Raw genomic sequence first — 26507 nt, forward strand, 5'->3', positions numbered from 1 at the left:
GTCTCATTTTTTTACGTTTTCGCCTGTCTCTTTACCAGTCTGCAGATTATGTAAAGGATGCTGCGGATCTTTTTCGATTTTTGAAATCATTACATTTCGGAGCACTACAGTAACAAGCCAGAACAGAAATACTGCAAGCAGTATCCAGGACATTAAATTGTTGTTTTCAAAGTCTAAAAAGAACAGTACAACAACGATAAACAGAATCGCGTTCAGCGAATCCAGGAAAGTCCAGCGCTTTAATTTTTTAGTCATAAGTAACCCTCCAGTACAGTTGCATTATATCATATGTCGAGAAACCGATTTGCTATATTTTAAAATAAGTGATAAATTATATAAAGTTAATGAAAGGTGTGATGAAATGTTAACTAAAATAACCAATATAGATGCATTTCAAAATCTAATTAAAAATAAAAATGAATTTTATTTTTTAAAACACAGCAATACTTGCCCGATATCTGCGTCGGCTTTTGAAGAATTTCAAAAATTCCATTATGAAAGAGACATGGACGGCTATTATTTAATCGTTCAGGACCACCGGGATTTATCTGACTATATCTCTGAAACTTACGAAATAAAACACGAATCACCGCAGGCATTTTATTTCTCCGGAGGAAAAGTAAAGTGGCATGATTCGCACAGCAAAATAACATTGAGCACTCTGTCGAGTGTGGAAGATTAAAAAAACGAGCCGGAGCTCGTTTTTTTATTATCCGATTGGGGCAAACATTACTCTGTTTTGTCCCAGTTTTTTCGCTTCGAACAAGGCGCCTTCTGCTTCTTTTAACAGATCGCGCTTGGTCGCTCCGGCAGTATCTTTATAGCCGACGCCGATTGAAACTGTCGCGTTAACCGTGTCGATTTCATTTACGTGGAACTTGGAATATTCAACACTGTTGCGAATCGCTTCGCCGAGACGGACTGTTTTATCGAAGGACAGATTGGGAATGACCATAGCGAACTCCTCGCCGCTGTTTCTAAACAGATGACCGCCTGTCGGCACGTAATTTTTTAACAGCGACGCCATCTGGCTGATAATCTTATCGCCGGAATCATAACTGTGCTTGTCGTTATACGATTTAAAACTGTCGATATCAATCAGGAGCAGGCTCAGCGTATCGTCATTTTCAAAGTGTTCGTCGACTAATTTATCGAGCGATTTCACATTTCCGAGCTGTGTCAGATGGTCGATAAACTCATCATCATCGATGCGTTTGTTCAATCTGTATATCGCGTTAATATCTTCATACATCATATGCGCAACAAATATAATCAGCGATGTTACAACGAGTAGTATTATACCTGTCATTAATGATATATTGTAGAAGAATTGATTTAGAATAATGATATATAAAGATGTGAAGATAATGTTTGTCACAACTAAATTCGCGTGCGTTATTTTACGGATAAAAGGCACGATCATCAAAAACAGCATATAGAGCACAATAAACACGATATAAGCTGAAATGCTGTGGTCAAAAATGAAATGATAGAAAAAATATACGACAGCAGCCGACATCAGGCCGTAGTAAAATGTATTATACGCTGCGAGAATTAACAGCGGGATAAAAAACAGCGCAAATTCACCCTCTGAAGTGCTGATCGGCACGAGCAGCGACAAAATTGATAATGTTGTCATTAAAAGCGACTGAAACAAACCTGTTTCCACAATCTTTTTTTCTTCGAAAAACTGAATACGGTAAAAGAGGTATATACCGCTTATAATTAAAGCGATATTTAATAAAAAATCGATGAACATAGCACGCCTCCTGACCGGATGAATTTATACCCTCATTATACAATGATTTATTCATTTAGGAAAATTATCATCAGATTCTTTAAAAAGGGAACTTTTTATACCGAATATGGTATATTTAATTGGATTAAAAATACGGGTGAGAATATGTATACTTTATTTATTTTATGTATATCGTTCGCGATATCTTTATTAATAGTGCCGCTTTTTATATACATTGCGAAGCGTTTCGGGTTTGTAGATTATCCGAACTACCGCAAAGTGCATAAAGTGCCGATGCCTTATCTCGGCGGTGTGGCGATTCTGCTGAGCTTTACAATCGTAACGCTGTTTGCTCAGCCTGTCGAAACTGAATATAAACCGATTATTATCGGTGCAGTAGTAATCTGCCTGATCGGGGTAATTGATGACAAGTATGATTTGAAGCCGTTCATTAAATTCCTCGGCCAGCTCGTCGCCATCGCAGTACCGATTTCATATGGTATTGTTATCGATACGATTACGCCTTTCGGCTTTGAAATTAACTTCGGTGTCTTTTCAATACTGGTCACTGTTATTTGGCTTGCCGCAATTATAAACGCGATTAATCTGATCGACGGGCTCGACGGTCTGGCAACAGGCGTTGTTATTATTGCGCTGGCAAGTATCGCTGTAATAACTATTTTCCAGCAGAACATCTTCGTCATGATGCTTTGTGTTATTCTGCTCGGTGCCTGTCTCGGATTTCTGCCGTACAACTTTCATCCGGCAAAAACTTTTCTCGGTGATAACGGGGCGATGATGCTCGGCTACATTATCGGTGTGCTGTCGATTATCGGCTTTAAAAATATTACATTTATTTCGCTGTTCTTCCCGATTATTATACTCGGGGTGCCGTTTATGGATATTTTCTTTGCGGCAGTCCGGCGGTACAGAGAAGGTGTGTCTGTTATGCGGGCAGATAAAAATCACCTGCACCACAGAGTGCAGCAGCTCGGTTTCTCTCACAGGGAGACCGTCGTGCTGATTTACTTTATTGCGCTCTTGTTCGCTATCGGCGGGGTAATCATGTACCTCGCAACTGTGCCGGGCGCGGTAATTATCGGCATTCTGCTCTTGTTTACGATGAATATAGTAGTTGAGGCGACCAATCTGATTGGCTCAAATCGCCGTCCGGTACTGAACTTTTTCCAGAAAGTATTTAATAAAATTCCATAATCAGACTGTTTCTTCAGCGATGATAATGTCGCCTTCTTCATAATCGAAACTGTTGCTGGTAATTTCTTTTAAGGTGTTGACGATTGCGTCGACACCTTTTTCTTTGACGTGCAGCACATAGCTCACCTTATCCGTGTAGTTCTGCGAAACGATTGCTGCTTCCGCCGTTTCGAGATAATGTTCGAACTTGCTCGTAAAAGTATAATCAAGGGTCACAGTGAGCGGCACAACCGGAACTTCCACAACTTTTCCTGCTTCCTTGACCGCGCTCGATGCGCCTTTTGAATACGCGCGTATTAAACCGCCGGCACCGAGCTTAATTCCGCCGAAGTAGCGGGTGACGACCACAGCCGCATTGTAAAGCTCTTCTTTTTTCAGCACTTCGAGAATCGGCACCCCGGCTGTACCCTGAGGCTCACCGTCATCATCCGCTTTTTGAATCAGGGCGCTTTTACCGATGATGTAAGCACTGCAGTTATGTGTAGCTGTTTTATGTTCTTTCTTTATTTCCGCTATAAAAGCTTTCGCTTCTTCTTCAGATTCAGTCCGTTTTATAAACGATAAAAACCGGGACTTTTTAATAACGATTTCAGTTTCCGCACTTTTGTAATTCATGTATTTTTGTTCCATAAAAACACCTCCATAACAGTTTATCATATGTCCGATATGTAGTAGAATAGTTACGAGATGAATTGGAGGAGACGCATATGAAAGTTGCGGTGGTCGTAGATTCGACAAGTTATTTATCAGAGGAAATTTTAGCCGAACATAATATATTTACAATTCCCTTAAATGTAGTGGTAGGGGATAAGACTTTTAAAGAAAACGAAATAGATAATAAATGGTATTATGCCGAAATGGCTGCACTGGAAGAACTGCCGACAACGAGCCAGCCGTCAATCGGGGATTATATTTTACTTTTGGAGTCGCTGTACCGGGACGGCTACACCGACGTTATCAGCTTCCATCTGTCTGCTGAAATCAGCGGCACATGCCAGAGTGCACGGGCAGCAGCTGCAAGTGTCGACGGTATTAACGTACACGTCGTTGACTCTGAAATTGCAGCTGCACCGCTAGGTTTTTTAGCTCTCTATGCGGCGCAGAATCTTGCTTCAAAGCCGCTTCAAGAAGTGCTGGCTGATGTTAATGACATGAAAGAGAAACACAGCATGAATGCCTTCTTCCTAGTCGATACACTGACAAATCTGCAGAAGGGCGGCCGCTTATCGAATGCCCAGGCCTTTATCGGCGGACTATTAAAGATTAAACCGATCCTTGAATTTCAGAACGGTAAAATTGTCGCTATCGAGAAAATAAGAACACAGAAAAAAGCGATGCTGAAAATTGAAGAAATGCTGCAGGCTGAATTTGACAAGCACGAAGGCAAAGAGCTGACAGCGTGTTTAATTCATGCCAATGCAGAGGAACTCGGTATGCGCTACAAACAGGAACTGGAAGAGAAGTTTCCGCAAGTTAAATTTGTCATGCAGGAATTTGGTCCGGTGGTCGGCACGCATTTAGGGGAAGGTGCGCTCGGCATCGGCTTCACCACGTATAAAGTAGATGTTACAGGCTTATAATAATATATTTTAAACCGCAGCTTATTCAGGCTGCGGTTTTTTTCTTGGGGGAATATTATGATTTTAAAACACGGCGCTCCGAACCTTATGTTCAAAGCTGGAGTAAAAGATAACAGATGTTTCCGCTGCGGCAACCGGGATAAAGATTTGTTTTATACGTATTACTCTTCATATGATGAGACAGATATTACTTACTGTCTTCACTGTATAGCACTCGGACGGTCGGACTCTCTTAATCCGCTGTACGGATATGAGACTGTCAGGCAGCGGGATAATATTGACTACGCTCTCGATTTTGAACTGAATGATATACAGCAGGCGGCGAGTACGAGACTGCTTGATGCAATTAAAAATAATCACAATCTTCTTTTGTACGCAGTGACCGGCGCAGGGAAAACTGAAATAACATTTGAAGGGATAAAATATGCACGGAACAGCGGTTTGAATGTGGCTTTCGTATCGCCGAGAATCGATGTTGTTAAGGAAGTTTATTTAAGACTCGCCGATGCCTTTAAAGGAGTGCGCATTGATTTAATGTACAGCGGCGTCAAATCAGTATTCTCTCATATGTTTACCGTCTGTACCGTGCACCAGCTGTTTAACTGCATCGATCATTACGATGTGATTATTATCGACGAAGTCGACGCCTTTCCGCTGCCGGAAGAACCGCTTTTAATGGAAACAGTCAAACGGGCGGCAGCGGAAGATGCATCGATTATTCTGATGACAGCAACGCCGACAGCGGAAATGAAATTGCTTGTTGGAAAAGACAATGTTGTTACAATCGCACGCCGCTATCACGGTTACGATTTAGCTGTGCCGAAAGTTATCTGGCAGAACTCCAGTAAGTATATAAAGAAGAAGCGGATCCCGCCGAAGCTTACAGAACTGCTCGATAATATTATTAAAGAAGACAGAAAAGTACTGGTCTTTTTTCCGGATATTACTATGATGAAAACAGCTGCTGAGCTTCTGAAAAAGAAATACAGCCGTTTAGAATCGGTCTACAGCAGAGATGCTGGACGGTATGAAAAAGTGCAGCTGATGCGCGACGGGGAACTTGACATACTCTTGACGACTACTATTTTAGAACGCGGAGTAACGTTTTTATATCTGGATGTAATCGTGGTCGACGCGCACCGGTTCGACAGTGCAAGTTTAATCCAGATATGCGGGCGCGTCGGACGTAAACCAAAAGATCCGACAGGAAATATTTCTCTTATAACGGATTTTAATACTTCGGGTATCCGAGGCACTCTTGCCGCCATCAGTCAATTTAACAAAGGGAGGACGGCACTTTGAGATGTCTATACTGCCATGACGTTATTACAGAAGAAATGACACTGATTACGCTGTTTACAAAAAATGAACCCTTATGTTTAACATGCCGTGCTGCCCTGAATTTTAAATACCCGGGAGAAAGGTGCGGCCGATGCCATCAGCTTGTAAGAAAAAAAGCGGATATCTGCGCGGACTGTCACGTTCTCATAGATCTTTATCCCGCTGTGAATAAAATATATACGGCGACAGATTATAATGAAGAGATTAAAATGCTGATGCACCGTTATAAATTTGTGAAAGATTATGCACTCAGTGAAGTGCTGGCTCTGCTTATTTCATTTAATTTTAAATGTTACGATTATGTCGTGCCGATACCTGTGTCGAGTGCCCGGCTGAAAGAGCGGACTTATAACCAGACGTCAGCTGTTATGAGAGCAGCTGGTGTGACTTATACGAATATGCTCGGCACAGGCAAGGTGAAAAGACAGTCGGAACTTTCAAAACATGAACGGCTGAGCAGCACAAATCCATTTTATTTACTGGAAAATGTTAAAGATATGAACTTATCGGGTAAGAGTGTACTTATAGCCGATGACATTTATACGACTGGCATTACAGTGCATCAGGCGGCTGATGTCATCAAAGATTTAAATTTTCAGAATATTGATGTGTTTACGTTTTCAAAAACTCAGCACATTTGATATAATGAAGATAAGAAACAAGGTACTTATAAGGAGGGCTCATCATGATTAGAGTTGAAATCAGAGGCGAAAACATTGAAGTAACAGACGCAATCCGCGATCACATCGAGGAAAAAGTCGGTAAGCTTGAACGTTACTTCAACGATGTACCAAACACTCATGCACACGTAAACATCAAGGTACGTAATAACAAACGGGGCAAGGTTGAAATTACGATTCCTATGAAAGATTTAACGCTGCGTGCTGAGGAAGGACACGATGATCTTTATGCTGCTGTCGATTTAGTAATTGACAAGCTGGAAAGACAAATCCGCAAGCATAAAACTAAGATCAACCGCAAATTCAGAGAGAAAAACCCTGAGGCCGATTTCTTCAATGCATCAGCGTTCGAAAACGGCGCACAAGAAGACAATGAGAATAGTGACGAGATTGCAATTTTCCGTTCTAAAGAATTCACTTTAAAACCGATGGATTCTGAAGAAGCAGTTCTGCAGATGAATATGCTCGGTCACGATTTCTTTGTCTTTAATGATAGAGAAACTGATGGTACCAGTATTGTTTACCGTCGTAAAGACGGCAAATACGGCTTAATCGAAACAAATTAATGTCAAATTGCTTAAAACCCTGACGGCGGTTTACCCGCCTTCGGGGTTTTTTGATGTTACATATTTTATTTTCCTCTATAATGGTGGTAAAATGTAATGATGTATAAACAGGTAATTTTTCATGAGGGAGAGAAAATCCATGGGTGTTTTGGATAAATTGTTCGACGGCAACAAAAGAGAGTTAAAAACGTTGCGTAAACAGGCACAAAAGGTGCTTGAACTGGCACCGGAAACAGAAAAATTAAGCGATGATGATATTAAAAATAAAACAGCGGAATTTCAGGAAAAGCTGAAGGCCGCTGAGGGTGATAGAAAACAGGAAGAAAAAATACTGGACGACATACTGCCGGAAGCATTTGCGATAGTAAGAGAAGCGGCCAAGCGTACGCTCGGCATGGAACCGTTCGAAGTTCAGGTGATGGGCGGTATCGCGCTTCATAAAGGCGATATTGCAGAGATGAAAACCGGGGAAGGTAAAACCTTAACAGCGACGATGCCGGTGTATTTAAATGCGCTGACAGGACGCGGCGTGCATGTTATTACGGTCAACGAGTATTTATCTGAAATACAAATGGCTGAACTTGAAGTGCTGTATAACTACCTTGGACTGACAGTCGGCTTAAACCTGAATGCTAAAAACAGCACTGAAAAGCGCGAAGCATTTGCGGCAGATATTACGTATACAACAAATAACGAGCTCGGCTTCGATTATTTACGGGATAACATGGTGACTTATAAGCAGGACCGTGTACTCCGCGGTTTAAATTTTACCGTCATTGATGAGGTTGACTCAATCTTAATTGATGAAGCGCGGACGCCTTTAATTATTTCAGGTAAAGCAAAAGAACGGGAAACGTATTATTTACAAGCTCATCAGTTTACGAGAATGCTGAAAGAGGAAGAAGACTACACTTACGATATTAAAACGAGAAATATACAGCTGAACGAATCCGGCATGGAAAAGGCGGAGAAATGGTTTAAGATCGATAATCTGTATGATGTTCAGCATGTCAGTCTGCTGCATCATATCAATCAGGCGCTAAAAGCGAACTATTCAATGGAACGCGATGTAGACTATGTCGTTGAAGATGAAGGTATTCTGATCGTCGATCAGTTTACGGGACGCACGATGAAAGGCCGCCGTTTCTCTGATGGTCTGCACCAGGCAATCGAAGCAAAAGAGGGTGTGGATATTCAAAATGAATCGCGCACGATGGCATCGATTACCTTCCAGAACTTCTTCCGGCTGTTCCACAAACTGTCAGGTATGACAGGGACGGCGAAGACCGAAGAAGAAGAGTTCATGAACATTTATAATATGCGCGTGACACAAATCCCGACGAACCAGCCGGTGGCTAGAATCGACAACACGGATAAAATTTACGCGGCTGAAGAAATTAAACTGCGTGCGGTCGTGGATGATGTTATCGAACGTCACCGCAAAGGACAGCCGATTCTAATCGGTACTGTTGCTGTTGAAACGAGTGAACTGATTTCAAATCTGCTGAAAAAACACGGTATTCGTCATAACGTTCTGAATGCGAAAAACCACGGACGTGAAGCGGAAATTATTAAAGAAGCCGGTAAAAAAGGCGCAGTAACGATTGCGACAAACATGGCTGGGCGCGGGACGGATATTAAACTTGGCGACGGCGTAAAAGAACTTGGAGGCCTGGCGGTAATCGGGACGGAGCGTCACGAATCACGACGCATCGATGACCAGCTCCGCGGGCGTTCCGGACGTCAGGGTGATGTTGGGGAAAGTACATTCTACCTGTCGCTTGAAGATGATTTAATGCGCCGCTTCGGTTCCGAGAGAATTCAAAGCATGATGGAGCGCATGGGCATGAGCGAAGAGGAACTGACGAGCAAAATGATTTCCCGCGGTGTGGAATCTTCACAAAAACGGGTGGAAGGCAATAACTTCGATGCGCGTAAGCGACTGCTTGAATACGATGAGGTACTCCGTAAACAGCGTGAAATTATTTACGGCGAACGCGATGAAATTATCGACCATGATGATGTTTCCGGACTGTTAAACGATATGATTGAACGGTCTGTGCAGCGTACTGCAGAGTTTTACGACCTCGACAATGAAGAAGATATCGATTATGAACAATACGTTAAAACGCTCACGGAGATGTATCTTCCTGAAGATGCAATCAGCATTGATGATATCCGCGGCAAAGGTCCGGATGAAATCTTCAGCCTTGTTATGGACAGAGTGAAAACTCATCTTGACGAGAAAGAAGAAACGCTCGGTACAGAGAAAATGCGGTTATTTGAACGCATGATGATGCTCCGCACGATGGACCAGAAATGGGTAGAACACATCGACAGCATGGATCAGCTGAGAACAGGAATTCACCTCCGTTCATACGGTCAGATAAACCCGCTCCGGGAATATCAGAACGAAGGTATTCAGATGTTTGAAAACATGCTTGTTAATATTGAAGATGACACTGCGAAATATGTGCTGAAAACAACTGTCCGTACGGATGAGGAAATGAAGCGCGAGCAGGTCGTTGACAAAAAACAAATGCATACAGGCGACGGAAAACCGAAAGCGAAAAAGCAGCCGGTCAAACGCCAGGTTAAAGTCGGCAGAAATGACCCGTGTCCATGCGGCTCGGGCAAAAAATACAAAAACTGTCACGGACAATAAGTTAGGGGATACAATATGGAATTAAGTGAAGTAAAAAACTTTTTACAGGAAAAAAGAGAGAAATTAAATGACTTTAGGGGGTCTCTTTGACTTAGAAGAAAAAGAGACTCAAATACAGGAAAATGAAGAGCTTATGCTGGATCCGGATTTTTGGAACGACAGCGATAAGGCAGCAGAAGTTATCGCAGACAATAACTATCTGAAAAAAATTGTCGACGGCTTTAATTCTCTCAGCAGCTCCCTGGACGATATTGAAACATCCCATGAACTGCTGCGCGAAGAATACGATGAAGAACTGGTGGAACTGCTTGAAGAATCAGTTAAAGAGACATCAGCAGCCATTGAAGAATATGAATTAAACCTGCTTTTAAGCGGTGAACACGATTCTCTGGATGCGCTGCTCGAGCTGCATCCGGGTGCCGGCGGCACCGAATCTCAGGACTGGGCTGAAATGCTTTTAAGAATGTATCAGCGCTACAGTGAATCCGAAGGCTTTAAAGTCGAAACTTTGGATTACCAGGGCGGAGACGAAGCGGGTGTGAAGAGCGTGTCTTTATCGATTAAAGGGCCTAATGCATACGGATTGCTGAAAGCCGAAAAAGGTGTGCACCGTCTGGTAAGAATATCGCCGTTCGATTCATCGGGACGCCGCCACACGTCGTTTGTGTCGTGCGAAGTCACACCGCAGTTTAAAAATACGGATATTAATATAGAAATTAATACTGATGAAATTAAAATTGATACCTACCGCTCAAGCGGTGCCGGCGGACAGCACGTTAATACGACAGACTCGGCTGTACGTATTACGCACCTGCCGACTGGTGTGGTGGTAACCTGTCAAAATGAACGTTCGCAAATTAAAAACCGCGAGCAGGCAATGCAGATGCTGAAAGCAAAACTGTATCAGCGGAAGCTGGAAGAGCAGCGTGCGGAAATTGATAATATTAAAGGCGAACAGAAAGAAATCGGCTGGGGAAGCCAAATCAGAAGTTATGTTTTTCACCCGTACTCCATGGTTAAAGATCACAGAACAAATTACGAAGTCGGTAATACCGATAAAGTAATGGACGGCGACCTTTCGCCATTTATTCACGCTTATCTGCGCTGGAGTATGTAAAATAATTGGAGGTCTGTAATAAATGAAAAGAATACTGCTGACTGCAGGCTTTAGTATTGTTCTTTTACTCGGCGCATGCGGCGGAAGTGAAGAAACAGGCGACGAACAGGCAGCTGTGGATGACGGCAAAGCAATTTACCGCAGCGCATCGTGCTTCAGCTGTCACGGAGCGGATCTGGAAGGAGCATCCGGGCCGAACCTTCAGGAAGTCGGTGCGAGACTGAGTGAAGATGAAATCCGTACTGTGATTGTTGAAGGTACAGATGTCATGCCGGGCGGCCTCGTCGAAGATTCAAAAGAACTGGATGCGCTGGCGGCATGGCTGTCGGAACAGCAATAATTTAAGATTGGCACACGGACATGATAGATATGTCCGTGTTTTTTTATTTTCGAAGGATGTGAAAGTATATATTACAGTACATTAATAATCGGGTAAATTAAGTTACTATTGATGATTTCAAGGTTCATCGTTTAAAAGCAGATAGAAAAAATATTGGTATTGTAAAATTCAGACCTTCAGATTTCTAAGAAATTTCTTTTATATTACAAGTATATTACAAAGCACAATTTCGATTTTTCTTATGCTATAGTTTAAATCGTGTCGTAATAGATAGATGTGAGCGGAAACATCAGACAAAAAACTTATATAAAACTTAAACTAATTATCTAGTAGGAGGAAATTCACTTTATGAAAAAAACAGTAGTATCTGTAGCAACTTTGACAGCAATCACAGGTGTAGCGGCAACAGCGGTTTCAGCAGACGAGTACACTATATCCAGTGGAGATACTTTATGGGGAATAGCTAATGAAGTTGGTACATCAGTTGCAGACTTAAAAGCTGATAACGAACTTTCAAGTGATATTATTTTCCCGGGAGATGTACTGACAGTTAATCCAGAGGAAGCTGAAAAAGCACCTGCTCCTGCTAGTAATGAATCAACATACATAGTTAAACCAGGAGATACGCTTTGGCAAATTGGAGCGGAATTCTCATTAGATTACAATGAAATCATGAAATGGAACAGCTTATCTTCAGATCTTATTTTTGTTGGTCAGGAACTTTCAATTGACGGATCAGCAGCTGCTGAACCAGCAGCAGAAGTTGAAGAAGCACCTGCTGTAGAAGAAGTTCAAGAAGTTGAACCGGCAGTTGAGGTAGAAGAAGAACCAGCTGTAGAAGAAGTTCAGGAAGCTGCACCTGCAGTTGAGGTAGAAGAAGAACCAGCTGTAGAAGAAGTTCAAGAAGCTGCACCTGCAGTTGAGGTAGAAGAGGAACCAGCTGTAGAAGAAGTTCAGGAAGTTGAACCGGCAGTTGAGGTAGAAGAAGAGTCAGCTGTAGAAGAAGTTCAAGAAGCTGCACCTGCAGTTGAGGTCGAAGAAGAGCCTGCAGTTGAGGTCGAAGAAGAGCCTGCAGTAGAAGAAGTTCAAGAAGCTGCACCTGCAGTTGAGGTAGAAGAACCAACTGAGGAAGAATTAGCAGCCGAAGAGGCTGAAGCACAAGCAGCAAAAGAAGCTGAAGAGGCAGAAGCACAAGCGGCAGAAGAAGCTCAGGCAGCAGAAGAGGCTGAAGCACAAGCGGCAGCTGAGGCTCAAGCAGCAAAAGAAGCTGAAGAGGTAGAAGAAGCACAAGCGGCAGCTGACGCTCAAGCGGCAAAAGAAGCTGAAGATGCAGAAGCACAAGCGGCAGAAGAGGCAGAAGCACAAGCGGCAGAAGAAGCTCAGGCAGCAGAAGAAGCTGAAGCACAAGCAGCAGCTGAGGCTCAAGCAGCAAAAGAAGCTGAAGAGGCAGAAGCACAAGCAGCAGCTGAGGCTCAAGCGGCAAAAGAAGCTGAAGAGGCTGAAGCACAAGCAGCAGCTGAGGCTCAAGCAGCAAAAGAAGCTGAAGAGGCTGAAGCACAAGCAGCAGCTGAGGCTCAAGCAGCAAAAGAAGCTGAAGAAGCTGAAGAGGCTGAAGCACAAGCAGCAGCTGAGGCTCAAGCAGCAAAAGAAGCTGAAGAGGCTGAAGCACAAGCAGCAGCAGAAGCTCAGGCGGCAAAAGAAGCTGAAGAGGCTGAAGCTCAAAGAATCGCGGAAGTACAAGCAGCTGAAGAAGAAGCGGCTGAACGAGCTGCAGAACAGGCAGCAGCGGAAGAAGCTGAAGCTCAGGAACAACCTGCAGCAGCAACTCCAGCTTCAAGCGCAAGCAACGGCGAGAACTACTACGAGTGGGGTTCATGTGCATGGTACGTATTTGAAAAACGTTCTTCCATGGGCTTATCAGTTGGAAACGGTTGGGGAGATGCTACGAATTGGGCGTCTAATGCACAAGCAGCAGGTTACTCTGTAAGCAACTCGCCTTCAGTAGGTGCTATTATGCAAGCTCCAGCTTATACTAATGGTTCATACGGCCAAGGACATGTTGCAATTGTTGAACGTGTAAATGGTGACGGGTCAATTTTAGTATCAGAAATGCAGTTCGGCGGCGGACTTGGCGATAAAAATACGAGAACTATCAGTGCTTCTCAAGTTTCAAGCCATAACTTCATTAACTAATATACATTAATAAAGTCAGCGGGAAACAGATCTATTTTAAATAGATTTGCTTCCCGCTATTTTTATACTTGAATAAATTTTTAAAAATAGGTTATTTAATACTATATAGAAGGGAAAGCAAAATATCAGACACCGTGAAACCGACAGTGTCCGACAAATCAAAATATCGGACACCGTGAAACTGATAGTGTCCGACAAATCGAAATATCAGACACCGTGAAACTGACAGTGTCCGACAAATCAAAATATCAGACACCGTGAAACCGACAGTGTCCGACAAATCAAAATATCGGACACCGTGAAATTGACAGTGTCCGACAAACTCAATAATTATAAGAAATAGCAAGATTGAACTATTAAGAAGGGAGCATCTATCTTCAATGAAAATTATTTCACAGGACAACAGTACATCTGTTGCACTGACTTCTCTGATTATTCTCTGGATTCTTAACTTGCTCACATTCAAGCAGATTAAAAAGCTGGATGATAAAGTAACTGCAATGAGGAAGCAGTGGCAGAAGGACAGGCAGGCTGATAATCACAAAATATAGGGTACAGTACATCTTCATTCTTCACATTTTCTTAACCTCTCCAGACGGTACTTTATCAGTACTGTATGTTAAAATGATTAAAATGATATGAGAGGGAAAGTGGATTGGATGACGGGGAAAAAAATTATTATTGCGGTTGTTTTTATCGCGTTCTTTCTGCTCATCGGTATTAGTATTGGTGCTGTGATTAATGTATCCGACGATCAGATGAGAGAAAGGAGCCTGCAGACGCTGCAGGATTCTGAAGGGCGCGACAATCATCATGCGGTCGGTTTGAATTTGCTCGGCACGGAGTCAGAGGCTGTAATCAATACTGAGGAGCCGCTCAGAGATATTATTCAGGATAATGAAGTGACTGTTGTAAACTTTTTCGCTTCCTGGTGCGAACCGTGTAAAAGGGAAACACCTGAGCTAAATGAGTATGCACAAGATACGGCAGACAGCGATGTTCAAGTCGTCGGTATCAATATCGATGACAGTGTTAAAAACCGCGATGAATTTTTGAAAACTTACGATGTTCAGTACCCTGTCTTCGAACTGGCTGATGAGGCGGATATGACAAAAGAATTTAAAATCAGCCTAATGCCGACTACATTCTTTATCGATTCGAACGGTGAAGTAGTACGTGCGTATATTGGAGAAATAGGACCGGAATTGATTACGAATTACATTAACTATGTAAAGGAGCGTCAATAAATGGGAATACATCAATATTTTAAAAGTTTAAACGATTTGGAGAAGCTTGTCAGATGTCCCGGCAAGTTTAAATACCAGGAGCACAACGTTGCTGCGCATTCATTTAAAGTGACAAAGATTGCCCAATATCTCGGAACGGTTGAAGAGCATAAGGGCAATGAGGTTGATTGGCGTTCTTTATATGAGAAGGCACTGAATCACGATTATCCGGAAATTTTTACAGGAGATATTAAAACGCCTGTCAAGTATGCATCACTTGAGCTGAACACACTCTTTCTGGAAGTTGAAGAAACGATGACTGAGAAGTTTATAGAAACCGAATTTCCGCCGGAATATCAGCAGATATACAAAGACCGGCTGAAAGAGGGCAAGGACAGTACGCTGGAAGGCCAGATTCTTTCTGTTGCAGATAAAATTGATCTGCTTTACGAATCTTTTGGTGAAATTCAAAAGCGCAATCCCGAACCTCTATTTTTCGAAATCTATGAAGAGTCGCTAGCGACGATTAAACGTTTTGATCATTTACTATGCGTCCAGGATTTTCTGGAAAATATTTTAACAGAAATGCTGTCGGAACGTTTTATTCCGAAAGATGAGCTGTTTGAAATAACGAATGCCATTCTGAACCGGGAGTAGTATGATGGATTTGTACTGGTACATGATGGCAATGGTCGTCCCGGCAACGACTGTTGTAGTGTTTACGCGTCTTACGCGTAATAAATATGTTGCAGTGATGCTGACTTTTATTTTATTTGGTACATCGATTTACAGAGGTTTTTACCCCAGCGAGTGGGTAATTTACATAGATTCTGCATCGATTTTTGTAGGGTATATAATAGTAGAGATTTTTGAGCTGGATAATTTTAATAGAGAAGATGAAGAGTAGAAATGACCGAACAAATGTTTGTTATTTCTGCTCTATTTTTGTTAAAATAGTATAGATTAATAAGTGGAGGCGAAACAATGGCAGATTTTGAGTTAGTTTCTAAATTTGAGCCGGCTGGTGACCAGCCTCAAGCAATTGAAGAATTAGTAGAGCAAATCAATTCCGGACAAAGACACCAGACACTGCTTGGTGCGACAGGTACCGGTAAAACATATACGATGAGCCAGGTCATTCAGAGAATCGGCAAGCCGACTTTGATTATTGCACATAACAAAACACTGGCAGGACAATTATACAGTGAATTTAAAGAATTTTTCCCGAATAACAGAGTGGAATATTTCGTCAGTTACTATGACTATTTCCAGCCTGAAGCATACGTGCCGAGCACGGATACGTTTATCGAAAAAGATGCATCGATCAACGACGAAATCGATAAACTGCGCCACTCCGCAACAAGTTCCCTCTTTGAAGGAGATGACGTTATTGTTATTTCTTCAGTCAGCTGTATTTACGGGCTCGGTAATCCTGAAGAATACCGCGATCTCGTTGTCAGCATCCGGACGGGAATGGAACTCGACCGCAACCAGTTTTTACGTAAACTTGTAGACATTCAGTATGCCCGCAACGATATCGACTTTAAACGCGGAACGTTCAGAGTGCGCGGAGATATAGTAGAAGTATTTCCGGCATCACGTGATGAACAGTGTATACGAGTTGAGTTTTTTGGTGATGAGATTGACAGAATCCGTGAAATAGACTATTTAACAGGCGAAGTCTATGCAGAACGCGAGCACTTTGCTATTTTCCCGGCATCCCACTTCGTTACGCGCGATGAAAAAATGAAAGTCGCGATTGAACGCATAGAAAAAGAGCTGGAAGAACAGTTGAAAAAATTCCGCGCCGAAGATAAGCTGCTCGAAGCGCAGCGTTTAGAGCAGCGGACTAATTACGATCTCGAAATGATGCGTGAGATGGGCTTTTGTTCCGGCATCGAGAACTATTCAGTTCATTTAACGCTCCGGGAACTCGGATCAACACCGTATACCCTTATCGATTACTTTAAAGATTTTCTTATTATGATTGATGAATCCCATGTTACAGTACCGCAAATCAGGGGAATGTATAACGGAGACAAAGCACGTAAACAGGTGCTTGTTGACCACGGTTTCAGATTGCCGAGCGCGCTCGACAACAGACCGCTGATGTTTTCAGAGTTCGAGGAGAAAGCAGAACAGCTGCTTTATGTCTCGGCTACACCGGGACCTTATGAAATCGAACATACGAAAAAGATGGTCGAACAGATTATCCGTCCGACAGGTCTGCTTGATCCGACGATTGATGTCAGACCATCCGAACATCAGATCGATGACTTGATGGAAGAAATTCACGGGAGAATAGAGAAAAATGAACGCGTGCTGATTACTACGCTGACGAAGAAAATGTCAGAAGACTTAACGACATATTTAAAAGAAGCGGGTATTAAAGTACAATATCTGCATTCTGAAATTAAAACGCTGGAGCGTATTGAGATACTCCGTGAACTCCGTATCGGTACTTATGATGTGCTGGTCGGGATTAACCTGCTCCGTGAAGGTCTGGATATTCCGGAAGTATCGCTCGTTACGATTCTCGATGCAGATAAGGAAGGTTTCCTCCGTTCCGAACGCTCGCTGATTCAGACAATCGGACGTGCGGCGAGAAACAGCAACGGGCACGTTATTATGTACGCAGATAAAATTACGGATTCGATGCAGTATGCACTCGATGAAACGGCGAGACGCCGCGAAACACAAATTGAGTTTAATGAAAAACACAACATTACACCGACGACGATTAATAAAGAAATCCGCGACGTCATCAGTGCTCATATAGATATTAAAGAAGATGATAAGACGAAGAAAAAATCTGCTACGAAGAAACTGACAAAATCAGAACGCGAAAAATTGCTTGAGAAACTGGAAAAAGAAATGAAGGAAGCTGCAAAAGACTTAGACTTTGAAACAGCTTCTGAATTAAGAGATGCAATATTTGAGATTCAGGCAGAAGGGTGAGTTACATGAAAAATCCATTCATCAGCATTAGAGGTGCGAGAGAGAATAACTTAAAAGGAATAGATTTAGATATTCCAAGAGACCAGCTCGTCGTGATGACGGGCTTATCCGGTTCGGGTAAATCGTCGCTTGCTTTCGATACTGTATATGCCGAAGGCCAGCGGCGTTATGTCGAGTCGCTCAGTTCATACGCGCGTCAGTTTTTAGGACAGATGTCGAAACCGGATGTCGATACGATTGAAGGACTGTCGCCGGCAATATCGATCGACCAGAAGACGACGAGCAACAACCCGCGGTCGACAGTATCAACGATTACGGAAATATACGACTATCTGCGCCTTTTGTATGCACGTGCAGGAACGCCGTACTGTCCAATTCACGGCATCGAAATTTCATCCCAGACTATTGAAGAAATGACAGATATTATTATGCAGCTGCCAGAACGGACCCGTATTCAGGTGTTCGCACCGGTAATGCGCGGCAAAAAAGGCCAGCATAAAAAATTAATTACTGATTTAAGCAAAGAAGGCTATGCACGTGTCATTGTCGATGGTGAAATGTATGACATTGAAGAAGTGCCGGAACTGAGTAAAAATAAAAAACACGATATCGACGTTGTTATAGACCGGCTCGCAGTCAGGGAAGGAATTGAATCCCGTTTATCTGACTCGCTGCAGGTTGCCCTTCAGAAGTCCGGCGGCAATGTAACGATTAACGTTATAGATGGGGAAGATCTGCACTTCTCGGAAAACTTTTCATGTCCGGAATGCGGCTTTACGATTTCTGAACTTGAACCGCGGCTGTTTTCTTTTAATGCACCGTACGGCGCTTGTGTAGAGTGTGACGGCCTTGGCATGAAGATGTCTGTCGATGAATCACTCGTTGTGCCGGATGTTAATCTTTCACTTAATGATGGTGCAATTACTACATGGCAGCCGATCAGTTCAACATATTACACGCAGCTGTTAACTCAGGCAGGCGAGTATTACGGCATCGACATGACTGTGCCGTTTAAAGATTTAAGTAAAAAAGAAAAAGATATTATTCTTAACGGCGGCAGCGATGAAATTAAATTTAAATTTGCTCAGGATAATGGAGTAGTCCGCGAACGGAAAATGGCATTTGAAGGTGTCCTGAAAAATATCGAAAGACGCTATAACGAAAGTCCTTCTGAATATACGAGAAATGTTATGAGCCAGTATATGAGGGAAATCGAATGCAAACGCTGCGACGGCTACCGTCTAAACGATGAAGCACTTGCGGTTAAAGTGGATGGTGCGCATATCGGACAGGTTGTTGAGCGTTCAGTTAAGGATAGCATCGACTTTTTCGATCATATCTCTTTATCCGCTCAGAACGAAGAGATTGCTGAGCCGATTTTAAAAGAAATAGACAGCAGACTGTCATTTTTAAGAAACGTCGGTCTCGATTATTTAACATTAAACAGAAAAAGCGGTACGCTGTCCGGGGGAGAAGCGCAGCGGATCCGTCTGGCAACACAAATCGGTTCGCGCCTCAGCGGTGTGCTCTATATTCTGGATGAGCCGTCAATCGGACTGCACCAGCGCGACAATGAGCGTTTAATCAATACGCTGAAAGATATGAGAGAACTCGGCAACACTCTGATAGTTGTTGAACACGATGAAGATACAATGCTTGCGAGTGATTACTTAATCGATATCGGACCGGGCGCAGGAGAACACGGCGGAGAAGTGGTGTCTTACGGTACGCCGAAGGAAGTAATGGCGGACGATAATTCCTTAACGGGACAGTATTTAAGCGGTAAGAGAGAAATTGCCCTGCCGGAAAACTACCGTAAACCGGATAAGAAAAAAGTGTTCAAGATTAAAGGCGCACGTGAAAACAATCTGAAAAATATCGATGTTAATATTCCTCTTGGTGTGCTGAATCTCGTTACAGGTGTTTCAGGTTCGGGCAAGAGTACACTGATTAATGAAATTCTGTATAAGAGTCTTCATCATCAGCTGTATAAAACGAAAGAAGTACCGGGTGAGCATGACAAAGTCGAAGGTATTGAGCATATCGATAAAATTATCGATATCGATCAGTCGCCGATCGGCCGGACACCGCGCAGTAACCCTGCAACGTATACAGGTGTTTTTGATGATATAAGAGATGTCTTTGCTCAGACTAATGAAGCGAAAGTCCGGGGCTACCAGAAAGGGCGCTTCAGCTTCAACGTTAAAGGCGGCCGCTGTGAGGCGTGCAGAGGCGACGGCATACTGCGTATAGAAATGCATTTTCTTCCGGATGTTTTTGTGCCGTGTGAGGTATGTCACGGAAAACGTTACAATAGAGAGACTCTGGAAGTAAAATATAAAGACAAAAGCATAGCAGATGTGTTAAAAATGACAGTAGAAGAAGGATACTATTTCTTTGAAAATCTGCCTAAAATTAAACGTAAAATCAAAACACTCGTCGATGTGGGACTCGGTTATGTGCGTCTCGGCCAGCCGGCAACAACCTTGTCAGGCGGGGAAGCGCAGCGTGTTAAACTTGCGAGCGAGCTGCACAGACGTTCTAACGGCAAAACGCTTTATATACTTGATGAACCGACAACCGGCCTGCATTCGGAAGATATTAAAAACTTAATCGGCGTCATTCAGCGTCTCGTTGACCAGGGGGATACCGTGGTCATTATCGAACATAATCTCGATGTCATCAAGGTTGCAGATCATATAATTGATCTCGGGCCGGAAGGCGGCGAGGGTGGCGGAAACATCGTCGTCAGTGGTACAGTAGAAGATGTAATTGCCAATGAAAACAGCCACACGGGACATCATCTTAAGAAGTGGTTAAACAGAAACCATTAGGAGGTAATATCAGTGGAAAGTAAAGAACGCATTTTAAAAATGCTTGAAGAAGGCAAGATAACTTCGGAAGAAGCAATCGAACTGATGTCGGCTTTAAACGCGAAGTCAGCACCGGAAAATAAAGAAACGGATCAGCAGGCGGATCGTGAATCATCCCGCAATACGGAATCAGGCGGCCTGTTCGGCGACTATGTCGGCCAGTTTGTCGATGAGTTTAATAAGTACGTTAACAAAGACAAGGTAAACGATACGTATACGAATGTTAAAAGTAAGCTCGGCAGCGGGCGCCAGACAAAACAGCTGTTTGACGGTTTGGAGAAAGCATTTGATTCGGTCGGTTCATCTTTTGATTCTGTGTTTTCACAAGGTCCTAAAAACCGGCTTATCGAAACAGTTGAAACGCCGTTTAACAGTATTTCAGTTGATATTGCCAACGGCAATGTAGAGCTGGTTCCAGCTGAGCGTACAAATGTTGTGAAATTCGAAGTGACACCGTTTTACCGGAAACTCGATACGAAAAAAAATTACTTCCAAGATATAATATGCGAAGTCAAAAATGATGAACTTGTTATCGTGTCAGATGTTAAGTCTGCGCGTGTCAACGTCGTGATTGAAGTAACTGAAGAAACACTGAAACGTATTATTTTATCGACATCAAACGGGAATGTTAAAATCGCTGATAAATCATTCACTGATTTAACTGTCGATCTCCTGAATGGTGATATTGAACTTGCACAGGTGCAAGCTAAAAATGCTTTCCTCCGCACGTCGAGAGGAAATATTAAAGTATCCGAAGGACAGTACAAAGGCATCGAGATCGTCTCTATGCTCGGTACTATTTTAACGGACAATCTGGATGCGAAAACTATCGATATTTCCTCAAACGGTTCGGTTAATATCGCGCTTAAGAAAGAAACTGAAGAAGCCACTATTAATTCAAATATGGGCAGCATTAATATCAGTGTACCCAGCGGCAGGGAGCTTGAGGGCCGTCTATCTACAGTACTCGGACAGATTAATTATCCGCCTGAACTCGATGCACGTTATATGAAACAGCAGGACATCGGCTTTAAAGAGCTGATGCTGGTGAATAATACAGACGAAGCTGGAATGTTTCTGGAAGTGGGCACGAAAGTCGGCAGTGTAACCCTGCACCGCAGTTAAAAAATAATAACAAGTAAAGGGCTGGCAAATGCCAGCCCGTTTTTTGCTATAATACAGGTAACGGTAAATGATAGAAAAGAAGCAGGCCGGATGGAGGTGCAGCGATGCTGCTGGTAAAAGATTTAGTCGAAGAATACAACTTAAAAATATGGGGCGGCAATAAGGGGCTTGATAACGAAATTTTAAGTTTTGACTTGTCGCGGCCCGGATTGGAAATTGCAGGATATTTTTCCCATTACTCGTCTGACAGAGTACAGATACTCGGCATGACGGAAATCTCATTTTTTGAACGTGTGCTTTCAGAGTCAGAACGTGAAGACCGTGCGAAGCGGCTGTGTAGAAAAGAAACACCGTGTATTATCGTCACCCGCAGCCAGCAGCCGCCGCTTGAATTAATCGAAGCGTGCAACCAGACAAACACAGTGCTCTTGATTACGGAAGATAATACGACAAACTTTACGAGCCGGATTACAACGTATCTTGAGAAAGAGCTGGCGCCGGAAACGAATATGCACGGTGTCCTGGTCGACGTCTACGGCATAGGTGTTCTGATTACGGGAGAAAGTGGAATCGGTAAAAGTGAGACGGCGCTTGAACTCGTTAAAAATGGCCACCGGCTGGTGGCGGATGATAACGTTGAAATTAAAGAAGTGACAAAAAATGTGCTGATGGGTTCCGCACCTGAACTGATTCAGCATCTGCTTGAAATACGCGGACTCGGCATTATCAATGTGATGACTCTGTTCGGAGCCGGGTGCATTCTCACCGAAAAACGTATTATGCTGAATGTACACCTTGAAAACTGGACGGATAATAATACATATGACCGTCTCGGACTCGAAGATAAAAAGATCAGCATTTTAAATTCCGAAGTGACAAAAAAGGTCATTCCGATCCGTCCGGGGCGAAGTCTTGCAGGCATTATCGAAGTCGCTGCTATGAACCACCGTCTGAATCAGATGGGGCATAATGCAGCAGTGGAATTTAACGACCGTCTGAACGAAAAAATCAAAAATAACGGAGGCAGCTTATGATGATTTTGAACTCTGCCATCGATCCGGTGGCAATATCTCTCGGACCGCTGTCCATTCACTGGTACGGTATTATTATATTAACCGGAATGATACTTGGATATTATCTGGCAAACAGGGAAACGATAAAAAAAGGTTTGCCCGAAGATTTATTTATGGATTTAATGATGTATATCATTATCTTTTCACTCATCGGTGCGCGTCTTTACTATGTCTTCTTTAATCTGGATTATTACTTCTTTAACCCATTGGATATTATAAAAGTATGGGAAGGCGGCATGGCTATTCACGGCGGTCTGATCGGCGGCTTCCTTGCCGGCCTGATTTATACGAGGGTAAAAGGCTACAGCTTTTTCCAGGTAGCGGATATTGCGGCTCCGAGTATACTGCTTGGTCAGGCCATCGGCCGCTGGGGCAACTTTATTAATCAGGAAGCTCACGGCGGACCTGTTACAAGAGAATTCCTTGAGAATTTAATGATCCCGGAATTTATAATTAATCATATGAATATCGATGGCACTTATTATCATCCAACATTTTTATATGAATCAGTATGGAGTATTATCGGTGTAATTATATTATTATTAATACGTCCAAAATTACCGCTCGGCCACACAGTACTCATTTATTTGATATACTATTCAGTCGGCAGGTTCTTTATCGAAGGCATGCGTACCGACAGTTTAATGATTGGCGATATGCTGAGAACAGCCCAGGTGATTTCGGTAATAACGATTATCGGTGCATTGGTGATAATGATTTACCGGCAGCAAAAATACGATTTGCCGAAATACGGCAGCGTCTACGGCAATTATGCAGCTAAAGATAAACCAAGACATATAAAGAAATCAACTGCAGTCAATAAGAAGAAAAAAAGGAAGAAGTAGCATGAGGAAATTAACCCGGCATACGGGCTTTAAAATTAATCCGCTGTGGCATTTGTACCGCACCGTTTCCTTAGTTAAAGTGGCTAAAAACTTTATCGTTATAGAAGCGGGACGCTTTATGCCGTCGACTAAACTGAAACATAAGCTGTACCAGAGCGGCCTGAAGATGGAGCTCGGCAGACACGTGTCATTTGCATATAAAGCAATGCCTGATTTAATGTTTCCGGAGTTAATTACAATCGGACAGAATTCAATAATCGGCTATAATGCGACGATACTGACACACGAATATTTAACGGATGAATACAGAATCGGCAAAGTCGAAATCGGTGAAAATACGATGATCGGTGCGAATGCAACAGTATTGCCGGGTGTTAAAATCGGCAGCGGTGTAAAAGTCGGCGCGGGCACGGTGGTCTCAAAAGATATTCCCGATAATGCACTCGTCTACGGCAATCCGATGATAATAAGGGAGAGATCAGAATGACGGACAAAAAAGTAATCTCTCTCGATCAAAACGGAGAGCATTACTACAGGCAGGGTATTAAGAAAAGACAGCAGAATAATAAAAAAGAAGCACTCCGGCTGTTAAAAAAAGCACACGATAAAAACCCGGATAATATAGATTATTTATCGGAATATGTTTATGTCATGGCTGAGAACGGGTTCGGCAACGAGGCTGAACATTTAATTATCGAAGCGTTCGTGAAAGACGATTTCGATACGGAGTATTTTTATATATTAAGTCAGATTAATATTATTAAGCACGACGCGAATAAAGCATTTTTATACGGCGTGCAATATTCGACTTACCGGCCGGAAACAGGTTACGGTGATACGCTTGAAGAAATGTTCGATGTTGAAATCGACGATGAGGAAGAACTTGAAAAAGAGGCTGAGCGGTTTATCGGCCAGCAGATTTTCCAGCATTTATTTATGAATGCCAAAGTAGGCGAGTCGCTTACTTATCTTGATTCGCTGCCTGTGGAAATTCAAGGAGAGCGCGAATTCAGAAACTTAAAAGCGATGGCCTATTTGTTTTTAAATAAGTTTGAAGAAGCTGAGACGCTGCTTGAGCAGCTGCTGGAAGATGATCAGACAGATATGCATGCACTCAGCCATATGACCCTGCTGCACTATCATACGGAGCGGCTTGATAAATACGACGCCTATTTAAAAAAACTGGAGGTCGTCGAACCGCTCGATGATGATGCGCGTTTTAAAGTCGGGCTCGTGCTGAATTTCCTGCAGAAATATGAGCACTCATATAAACTATTGTTCCCGCTTTACAAGAAGCAGAAAATAATTAATTTCCAGCTGCTCCATGCGCTGAGTTTTTCGAGTTATCATCTCGGCAAACATGAAGAATCTGAAATGTACTGGACGCGCATGCAGAACTTCCATCCAGTTGATGAGCAGTTCAGTCCATGGAAAAAAGAAGAAGCGGCTGAAGAAATACTCGAACTGGAAAGCATGTATCTGCACGACGAAGATCAGCACAAACGTTTGCTCGCCTTGTATTTAATCAGTAAAGTCGAACCCCGGGAAGCGATAATCGGTTTATCGATATGGGATCATATTGAGGAACTTGATGATTATGAAAAGCTCTATGTGACCTTTTTATTCCAGGGGCTGAAGCTGGTCCGCCTCGGGCGGATGCATATTGGGCTCGAATTACTTTACGATCAGTCTTTCAGAGATGAAGAAACACTCCTGATGTGGATTAATGTTTTTCACGATCTGTATGAAAAGCATAAGGAATTTGACGACATTGAAAGTCATACGGCAGCAGCGCTGTATTTGTACCCGGCTGGCCGGAAGCTGACTAAAAAAGGGCTGGCTGAAATGTTTAATACGACAGTTTACAGGCTGAATAAAGCGATAGACAGAATAAAGCAGATATAATGATTTACGGGTCAAAAGCCTATATAATTGTATGTAGCAATTTCTTAAAGGAGAACGATTATGGAAGAGAAAACGATTTATGATGTAGTAATAATCGGCGCGGGACCTGCCGGCATGACGGCGGCAGTCTATGCATCGCGTGCAGAACTGAAAACAGTCATGCTTGAACGCGGTGTGCCTGGCGGACAGATGGCGAACACGGAAGAAGTTGAAAACTTCCCCGGCTTCAGCATGATTACAGGACCGGAATTGTCTTCTAAGATGTTCGAACACTCGCAGAAGTTCGGTGCAGAATACAAGTACGGCGATATTAAAAGTGTTGAGCTCGACGGAGACATTAAAATACTGAAAACTTCGTCTGAAGACATTCACACAAAAAGCGTTATTGTTGCAACAGGCGCAGAGTATAAAACTATAGGCGTACCGGGCGAAGATCTGCTTCGCGGACGCGGTGTCAGCTACTGTGCAGTATGTGACGGCGCCTTCTTTAAAGAGCGCGAACTTGTCGTTATCGGCGGAGGAGACTCGGCTGTTGAGGAAGGGGTATTCCTGACGAAATATGCGAGTAAAGTGACAATTGTTCACCGCCGCGATGAGCTGCGTGCTCAGAAGATTTTACAGGACCGCGCCTTTAAAAATGAAAAAATCGACTTTATCTGGGATACAGAACTGCAGTCAATTAATGGCGACAGCCGTGTGGAATCAGTAACGCTGAAAAATAAAAACACAGGTGAAACGTATGACTTCAACGCAGACGGTGTATTTATCTATATCGGAATGCTGCCGCTGACAGCACCGTTTAAAGATTTAGGCATTTTAAATGAAGAAGGCTACATCGTCACAAACGAAGAAATGGAAACAGAAATTCCAGGCATCTTTGCAGCAGGCGATGTCAGAGAGAAATCATTGCGTCAGATTGTTACAGCGACAGGCGACGGCAGTCTTGCAGCACAAAATGCCCAGGGCTACCTTGAAAAACTGGAAGACAGTGAGTAATTAATAGAAGAAATTCCCCCGGAAGGGGGTTTTTTCGTAACGTTATCCGTTATAATATAAATGAACGGCAA

25 protein-coding genes are annotated in these 26507 nt (G+C 42.9%); 22 read left to right on the forward strand and 3 right to left on the reverse strand.

Translation table 11 applies throughout. The features are described 5' to 3' along the window. Nucleotides 1-3: 3 nt before the first annotated feature. Nucleotides 4-255 (reverse strand): hypothetical protein, encoded by a 252-nt coding sequence (locus MHH58_RS03140; protein WP_135096176.1) that lies wholly within the window; start codon nucleotides 253-255, stop codon nucleotides 4-6. A gap of 106 nt (nucleotides 256-361) precedes the next feature. Here MHH58_RS03140 and ytxJ point away from each other — a divergent pair, with 106 nt between their 5' ends. Then, nucleotides 362-682, forward strand: coding sequence for a bacillithiol system redox-active protein YtxJ (gene ytxJ / locus MHH58_RS03145; RefSeq protein ID WP_115883816.1), 321 nt, complete (start codon nucleotides 362-364; stop codon nucleotides 680-682). A 27-nt stretch (nucleotides 683-709) separates the two neighbouring features. On the opposite strand, the gene MHH58_RS03150 is transcribed toward ytxJ, so the two are convergent. After that, nucleotides 710-1759 (reverse strand): GGDEF domain-containing protein, encoded by a 1050-nt coding sequence (locus MHH58_RS03150; protein ID WP_135096174.1) that lies wholly within the window; start codon nucleotides 1757-1759, stop codon nucleotides 710-712. 144 nt (nucleotides 1760-1903) lie between these two features. Between MHH58_RS03150 and MHH58_RS03155 the strand changes: the two genes are divergently transcribed. Then, nucleotides 1904-2953 (forward strand): glycosyltransferase family 4 protein, encoded by a 1050-nt coding sequence (locus tag MHH58_RS03155; protein ID WP_135096172.1) that lies wholly within the window; start codon nucleotides 1904-1906, stop codon nucleotides 2951-2953. Here MHH58_RS03155 and MHH58_RS03160 read toward each other — a convergent pair whose 3' ends face one another. Beyond that, entirely contained in the window at nucleotides 2954-3583 is a 630-nt protein-coding gene (locus MHH58_RS03160) for a YigZ family protein (protein ID WP_135096170.1), read from the reverse strand. It lies immediately after the preceding gene. 77 nt (nucleotides 3584-3660) lie between these two features. On the opposite strand from MHH58_RS03160, the gene MHH58_RS03165 reads away from it, so the two are divergent. The 20 genes from MHH58_RS03165 (at nucleotide 3661) to trxB (ending at nucleotide 26436) form a co-directional block, all read left to right on the forward strand. Next, nucleotides 3661-4533, forward strand: coding sequence for a DegV family protein (locus MHH58_RS03165; protein WP_135096168.1), 873 nt, complete (start codon nucleotides 3661-3663; stop codon nucleotides 4531-4533). Between the two features lie 57 nt (nucleotides 4534-4590). Next, on the forward strand, nucleotides 4591-5835 hold the full coding sequence (locus MHH58_RS03170; RefSeq protein WP_341345017.1) for a DEAD/DEAH box helicase family protein: 1245 nt from the start codon (nucleotides 4591-4593) through the stop codon (nucleotides 5833-5835). Then, complete coding sequence (locus MHH58_RS03175) at nucleotides 5832-6515, forward strand: ComF family protein (protein WP_341345018.1); 684 nt, start codon at nucleotides 5832-5834, stop codon at nucleotides 6513-6515. Before MHH58_RS03170 ends, MHH58_RS03175 begins: the two co-directional genes overlap by 4 nt. A gap of 44 nt (nucleotides 6516-6559) precedes the next feature. Then, nucleotides 6560-7120, forward strand: coding sequence for a ribosome hibernation-promoting factor, HPF/YfiA family (hpf, locus tag MHH58_RS03180; RefSeq protein ID WP_135096162.1), 561 nt, complete (start codon nucleotides 6560-6562; stop codon nucleotides 7118-7120). A 139-nt stretch (nucleotides 7121-7259) separates the two neighbouring features. Further along, the gene (gene secA / locus MHH58_RS03185) at nucleotides 7260-9785 is read left to right on the forward strand and encodes a preprotein translocase subunit SecA (protein WP_341345019.1); all 2526 of its coding nucleotides are present in this window, start codon (nucleotides 7260-7262) and stop codon (nucleotides 9783-9785) included. 15 nt (nucleotides 9786-9800) lie between these two features. Continuing rightward, nucleotides 9801-10902, forward strand: a protein-coding gene (gene prfB, locus MHH58_RS03190) for a peptide chain release factor 2 (RefSeq protein WP_194194241.1) whose coding sequence is annotated in 2 segments (ribosomal slippage) — nucleotides 9801-9863 and nucleotides 9865-10902 — 1101 coding nt in all. Because the reading frame shifts where the segments join, the coding sequence is not laid out codon by codon here. 22 nt (nucleotides 10903-10924) lie between these two features. Then, nucleotides 10925-11242, forward strand: coding sequence for a c-type cytochrome (locus tag MHH58_RS03195; protein ID WP_341345020.1), 318 nt, complete (start codon nucleotides 10925-10927; stop codon nucleotides 11240-11242). A gap of 348 nt (nucleotides 11243-11590) precedes the next feature. Beyond that, nucleotides 11591-13435 (forward strand): CHAP domain-containing protein, encoded by a 1845-nt coding sequence (locus MHH58_RS03200; RefSeq protein WP_341345021.1) that lies wholly within the window; start codon nucleotides 11591-11593, stop codon nucleotides 13433-13435. Between the two features lie 380 nt (nucleotides 13436-13815). After that, nucleotides 13816-13986: a hypothetical protein gene (locus MHH58_RS03205; protein ID WP_341345022.1), complete on the forward strand. Its 171-nt coding sequence runs from the start codon at nucleotides 13816-13818 to the stop codon at nucleotides 13984-13986. Nucleotides 13987-14094: 108 nt separating this feature from the next. Next, nucleotides 14095-14682, forward strand: coding sequence for a TlpA disulfide reductase family protein (locus tag MHH58_RS03210; RefSeq protein ID WP_135096154.1), 588 nt, complete (start codon nucleotides 14095-14097; stop codon nucleotides 14680-14682). Next, on the forward strand, nucleotides 14683-15318 hold the full coding sequence (locus MHH58_RS03215; RefSeq protein ID WP_135096152.1) for a YfbR-like 5'-deoxynucleotidase: 636 nt from the start codon (nucleotides 14683-14685) through the stop codon (nucleotides 15316-15318). It begins immediately after the preceding gene. Between the two features lies 1 nt (nucleotide 15319). After that, complete coding sequence (locus tag MHH58_RS03220) at nucleotides 15320-15568, forward strand: CsbA family protein (RefSeq protein WP_341345023.1); 249 nt, start codon at nucleotides 15320-15322, stop codon at nucleotides 15566-15568. 77 nt (nucleotides 15569-15645) lie between these two features. Beyond that, entirely contained in the window at nucleotides 15646-17619 is a 1974-nt protein-coding gene (uvrB, locus tag MHH58_RS03225; RefSeq protein WP_341345024.1) for an excinuclease ABC subunit UvrB, read from the forward strand. Between the two features lie 5 nt (nucleotides 17620-17624). After that, nucleotides 17625-20453 (forward strand): excinuclease ABC subunit UvrA, encoded by a 2829-nt coding sequence (uvrA, locus tag MHH58_RS03230; RefSeq protein ID WP_341345025.1) that lies wholly within the window; start codon nucleotides 17625-17627, stop codon nucleotides 20451-20453. A 12-nt stretch (nucleotides 20454-20465) separates the two neighbouring features. Next, entirely contained in the window at nucleotides 20466-21617 is a 1152-nt protein-coding gene (locus MHH58_RS03235; RefSeq protein WP_135096145.1) for a DUF4097 family beta strand repeat-containing protein, read from the forward strand. A gap of 104 nt (nucleotides 21618-21721) precedes the next feature. After that, complete coding sequence (gene hprK / locus MHH58_RS03240; protein WP_135096143.1) at nucleotides 21722-22651, forward strand: HPr(Ser) kinase/phosphatase; 930 nt, start codon at nucleotides 21722-21724, stop codon at nucleotides 22649-22651. Beyond that, entirely contained in the window at nucleotides 22648-23535 is an 888-nt protein-coding gene (gene lgt, locus MHH58_RS03245; protein WP_228063370.1) for a prolipoprotein diacylglyceryl transferase, read from the forward strand. Before hprK ends, lgt begins: the two co-directional genes overlap by 4 nt. Nucleotide 23536: 1 nt before the next feature. Continuing rightward, on the forward strand, nucleotides 23537-24022 hold the full coding sequence (locus MHH58_RS03250) for an acyltransferase (RefSeq protein WP_135096141.1): 486 nt from the start codon (nucleotides 23537-23539) through the stop codon (nucleotides 24020-24022). Further along, nucleotides 24019-25440, forward strand: a complete 1422-nt coding sequence (locus MHH58_RS03255; RefSeq protein WP_341345026.1) for a tetratricopeptide repeat protein — start codon at nucleotides 24019-24021, stop codon at nucleotides 25438-25440. The genes MHH58_RS03250 and MHH58_RS03255 overlap by 4 nt, the downstream gene beginning before the upstream one ends. A gap of 60 nt (nucleotides 25441-25500) precedes the next feature. After that, a complete protein-coding gene (gene trxB / locus MHH58_RS03260; protein WP_115886023.1) occupies nucleotides 25501-26436 on the forward strand; it encodes a thioredoxin-disulfide reductase in 936 nt (311 codons plus the stop codon). The last annotated feature ends 71 nt before the right edge of the window (nucleotides 26437-26507 follow it).

The organism is Jeotgalicoccus sp. FSL K6-3177, from assembly GCF_038050175.1.
Lineage (GTDB): Bacteria > Bacillota > Bacilli > Staphylococcales > Salinicoccaceae > Jeotgalicoccus > Jeotgalicoccus nanhaiensis.

Excerpts from the sequence above, each read along its gene's own strand:
- MHH58_RS03140 (WP_135096176.1), bottom strand. The coding sequence starts at position 255 with ATGACTAAAAAATTAAAGCGCTGGACTTTCCTGGATTCGCTGAACGCG.
- ytxJ (WP_115883816.1), top strand. The coding sequence starts at position 362 with ATGTTAACTAAAATAACCAATATAGATGCATTTCAAAATCTAATTAAA.
- MHH58_RS03150 (WP_135096174.1), bottom strand. The coding sequence starts at position 1,759 with ATGTTCATCGATTTTTTATTAAATATCGCTTTAATTATAAGCGGTATA.
- MHH58_RS03155 (WP_135096172.1), top strand. The coding sequence starts at position 1,904 with ATGTATACTTTATTTATTTTATGTATATCGTTCGCGATATCTTTATTA.
- MHH58_RS03160 (WP_135096170.1), bottom strand. The coding sequence starts at position 3,583 with ATGGAACAAAAATACATGAATTACAAAAGTGCGGAAACTGAAATCGTT.
- MHH58_RS03165 (WP_135096168.1), top strand. The coding sequence starts at position 3,661 with ATGAAAGTTGCGGTGGTCGTAGATTCGACAAGTTATTTATCAGAGGAA.
- MHH58_RS03170 (WP_341345017.1), top strand. The coding sequence starts at position 4,591 with ATGATTTTAAAACACGGCGCTCCGAACCTTATGTTCAAAGCTGGAGTA.
- hpf (WP_135096162.1), top strand. The coding sequence starts at position 6,560 with ATGATTAGAGTTGAAATCAGAGGCGAAAACATTGAAGTAACAGACGCA.
- secA (WP_341345019.1), top strand. The coding sequence starts at position 7,260 with ATGGGTGTTTTGGATAAATTGTTCGACGGCAACAAAAGAGAGTTAAAA.
- MHH58_RS03195 (WP_341345020.1), top strand. The coding sequence starts at position 10,925 with ATGAAAAGAATACTGCTGACTGCAGGCTTTAGTATTGTTCTTTTACTC.
- MHH58_RS03200 (WP_341345021.1), top strand. The coding sequence starts at position 11,591 with ATGAAAAAAACAGTAGTATCTGTAGCAACTTTGACAGCAATCACAGGT.
- MHH58_RS03205 (WP_341345022.1), top strand. The coding sequence starts at position 13,816 with ATGAAAATTATTTCACAGGACAACAGTACATCTGTTGCACTGACTTCT.
- MHH58_RS03210 (WP_135096154.1), top strand. The coding sequence starts at position 14,095 with ATGACGGGGAAAAAAATTATTATTGCGGTTGTTTTTATCGCGTTCTTT.
- MHH58_RS03215 (WP_135096152.1), top strand. The coding sequence starts at position 14,683 with ATGGGAATACATCAATATTTTAAAAGTTTAAACGATTTGGAGAAGCTT.
- MHH58_RS03220 (WP_341345023.1), top strand. The coding sequence starts at position 15,320 with ATGATGGATTTGTACTGGTACATGATGGCAATGGTCGTCCCGGCAACG.
- uvrB (WP_341345024.1), top strand. The coding sequence starts at position 15,646 with ATGGCAGATTTTGAGTTAGTTTCTAAATTTGAGCCGGCTGGTGACCAG.
- uvrA (WP_341345025.1), top strand. The coding sequence starts at position 17,625 with ATGAAAAATCCATTCATCAGCATTAGAGGTGCGAGAGAGAATAACTTA.
- hprK (WP_135096143.1), top strand. The coding sequence starts at position 21,722 with ATGCTGCTGGTAAAAGATTTAGTCGAAGAATACAACTTAAAAATATGG.
- lgt (WP_228063370.1), top strand. The coding sequence starts at position 22,648 with ATGATGATTTTGAACTCTGCCATCGATCCGGTGGCAATATCTCTCGGA.
- MHH58_RS03250 (WP_135096141.1), top strand. The coding sequence starts at position 23,537 with ATGAGGAAATTAACCCGGCATACGGGCTTTAAAATTAATCCGCTGTGG.
- MHH58_RS03255 (WP_341345026.1), top strand. The coding sequence starts at position 24,019 with ATGACGGACAAAAAAGTAATCTCTCTCGATCAAAACGGAGAGCATTAC.
- trxB (WP_115886023.1), top strand. The coding sequence starts at position 25,501 with ATGGAAGAGAAAACGATTTATGATGTAGTAATAATCGGCGCGGGACCT.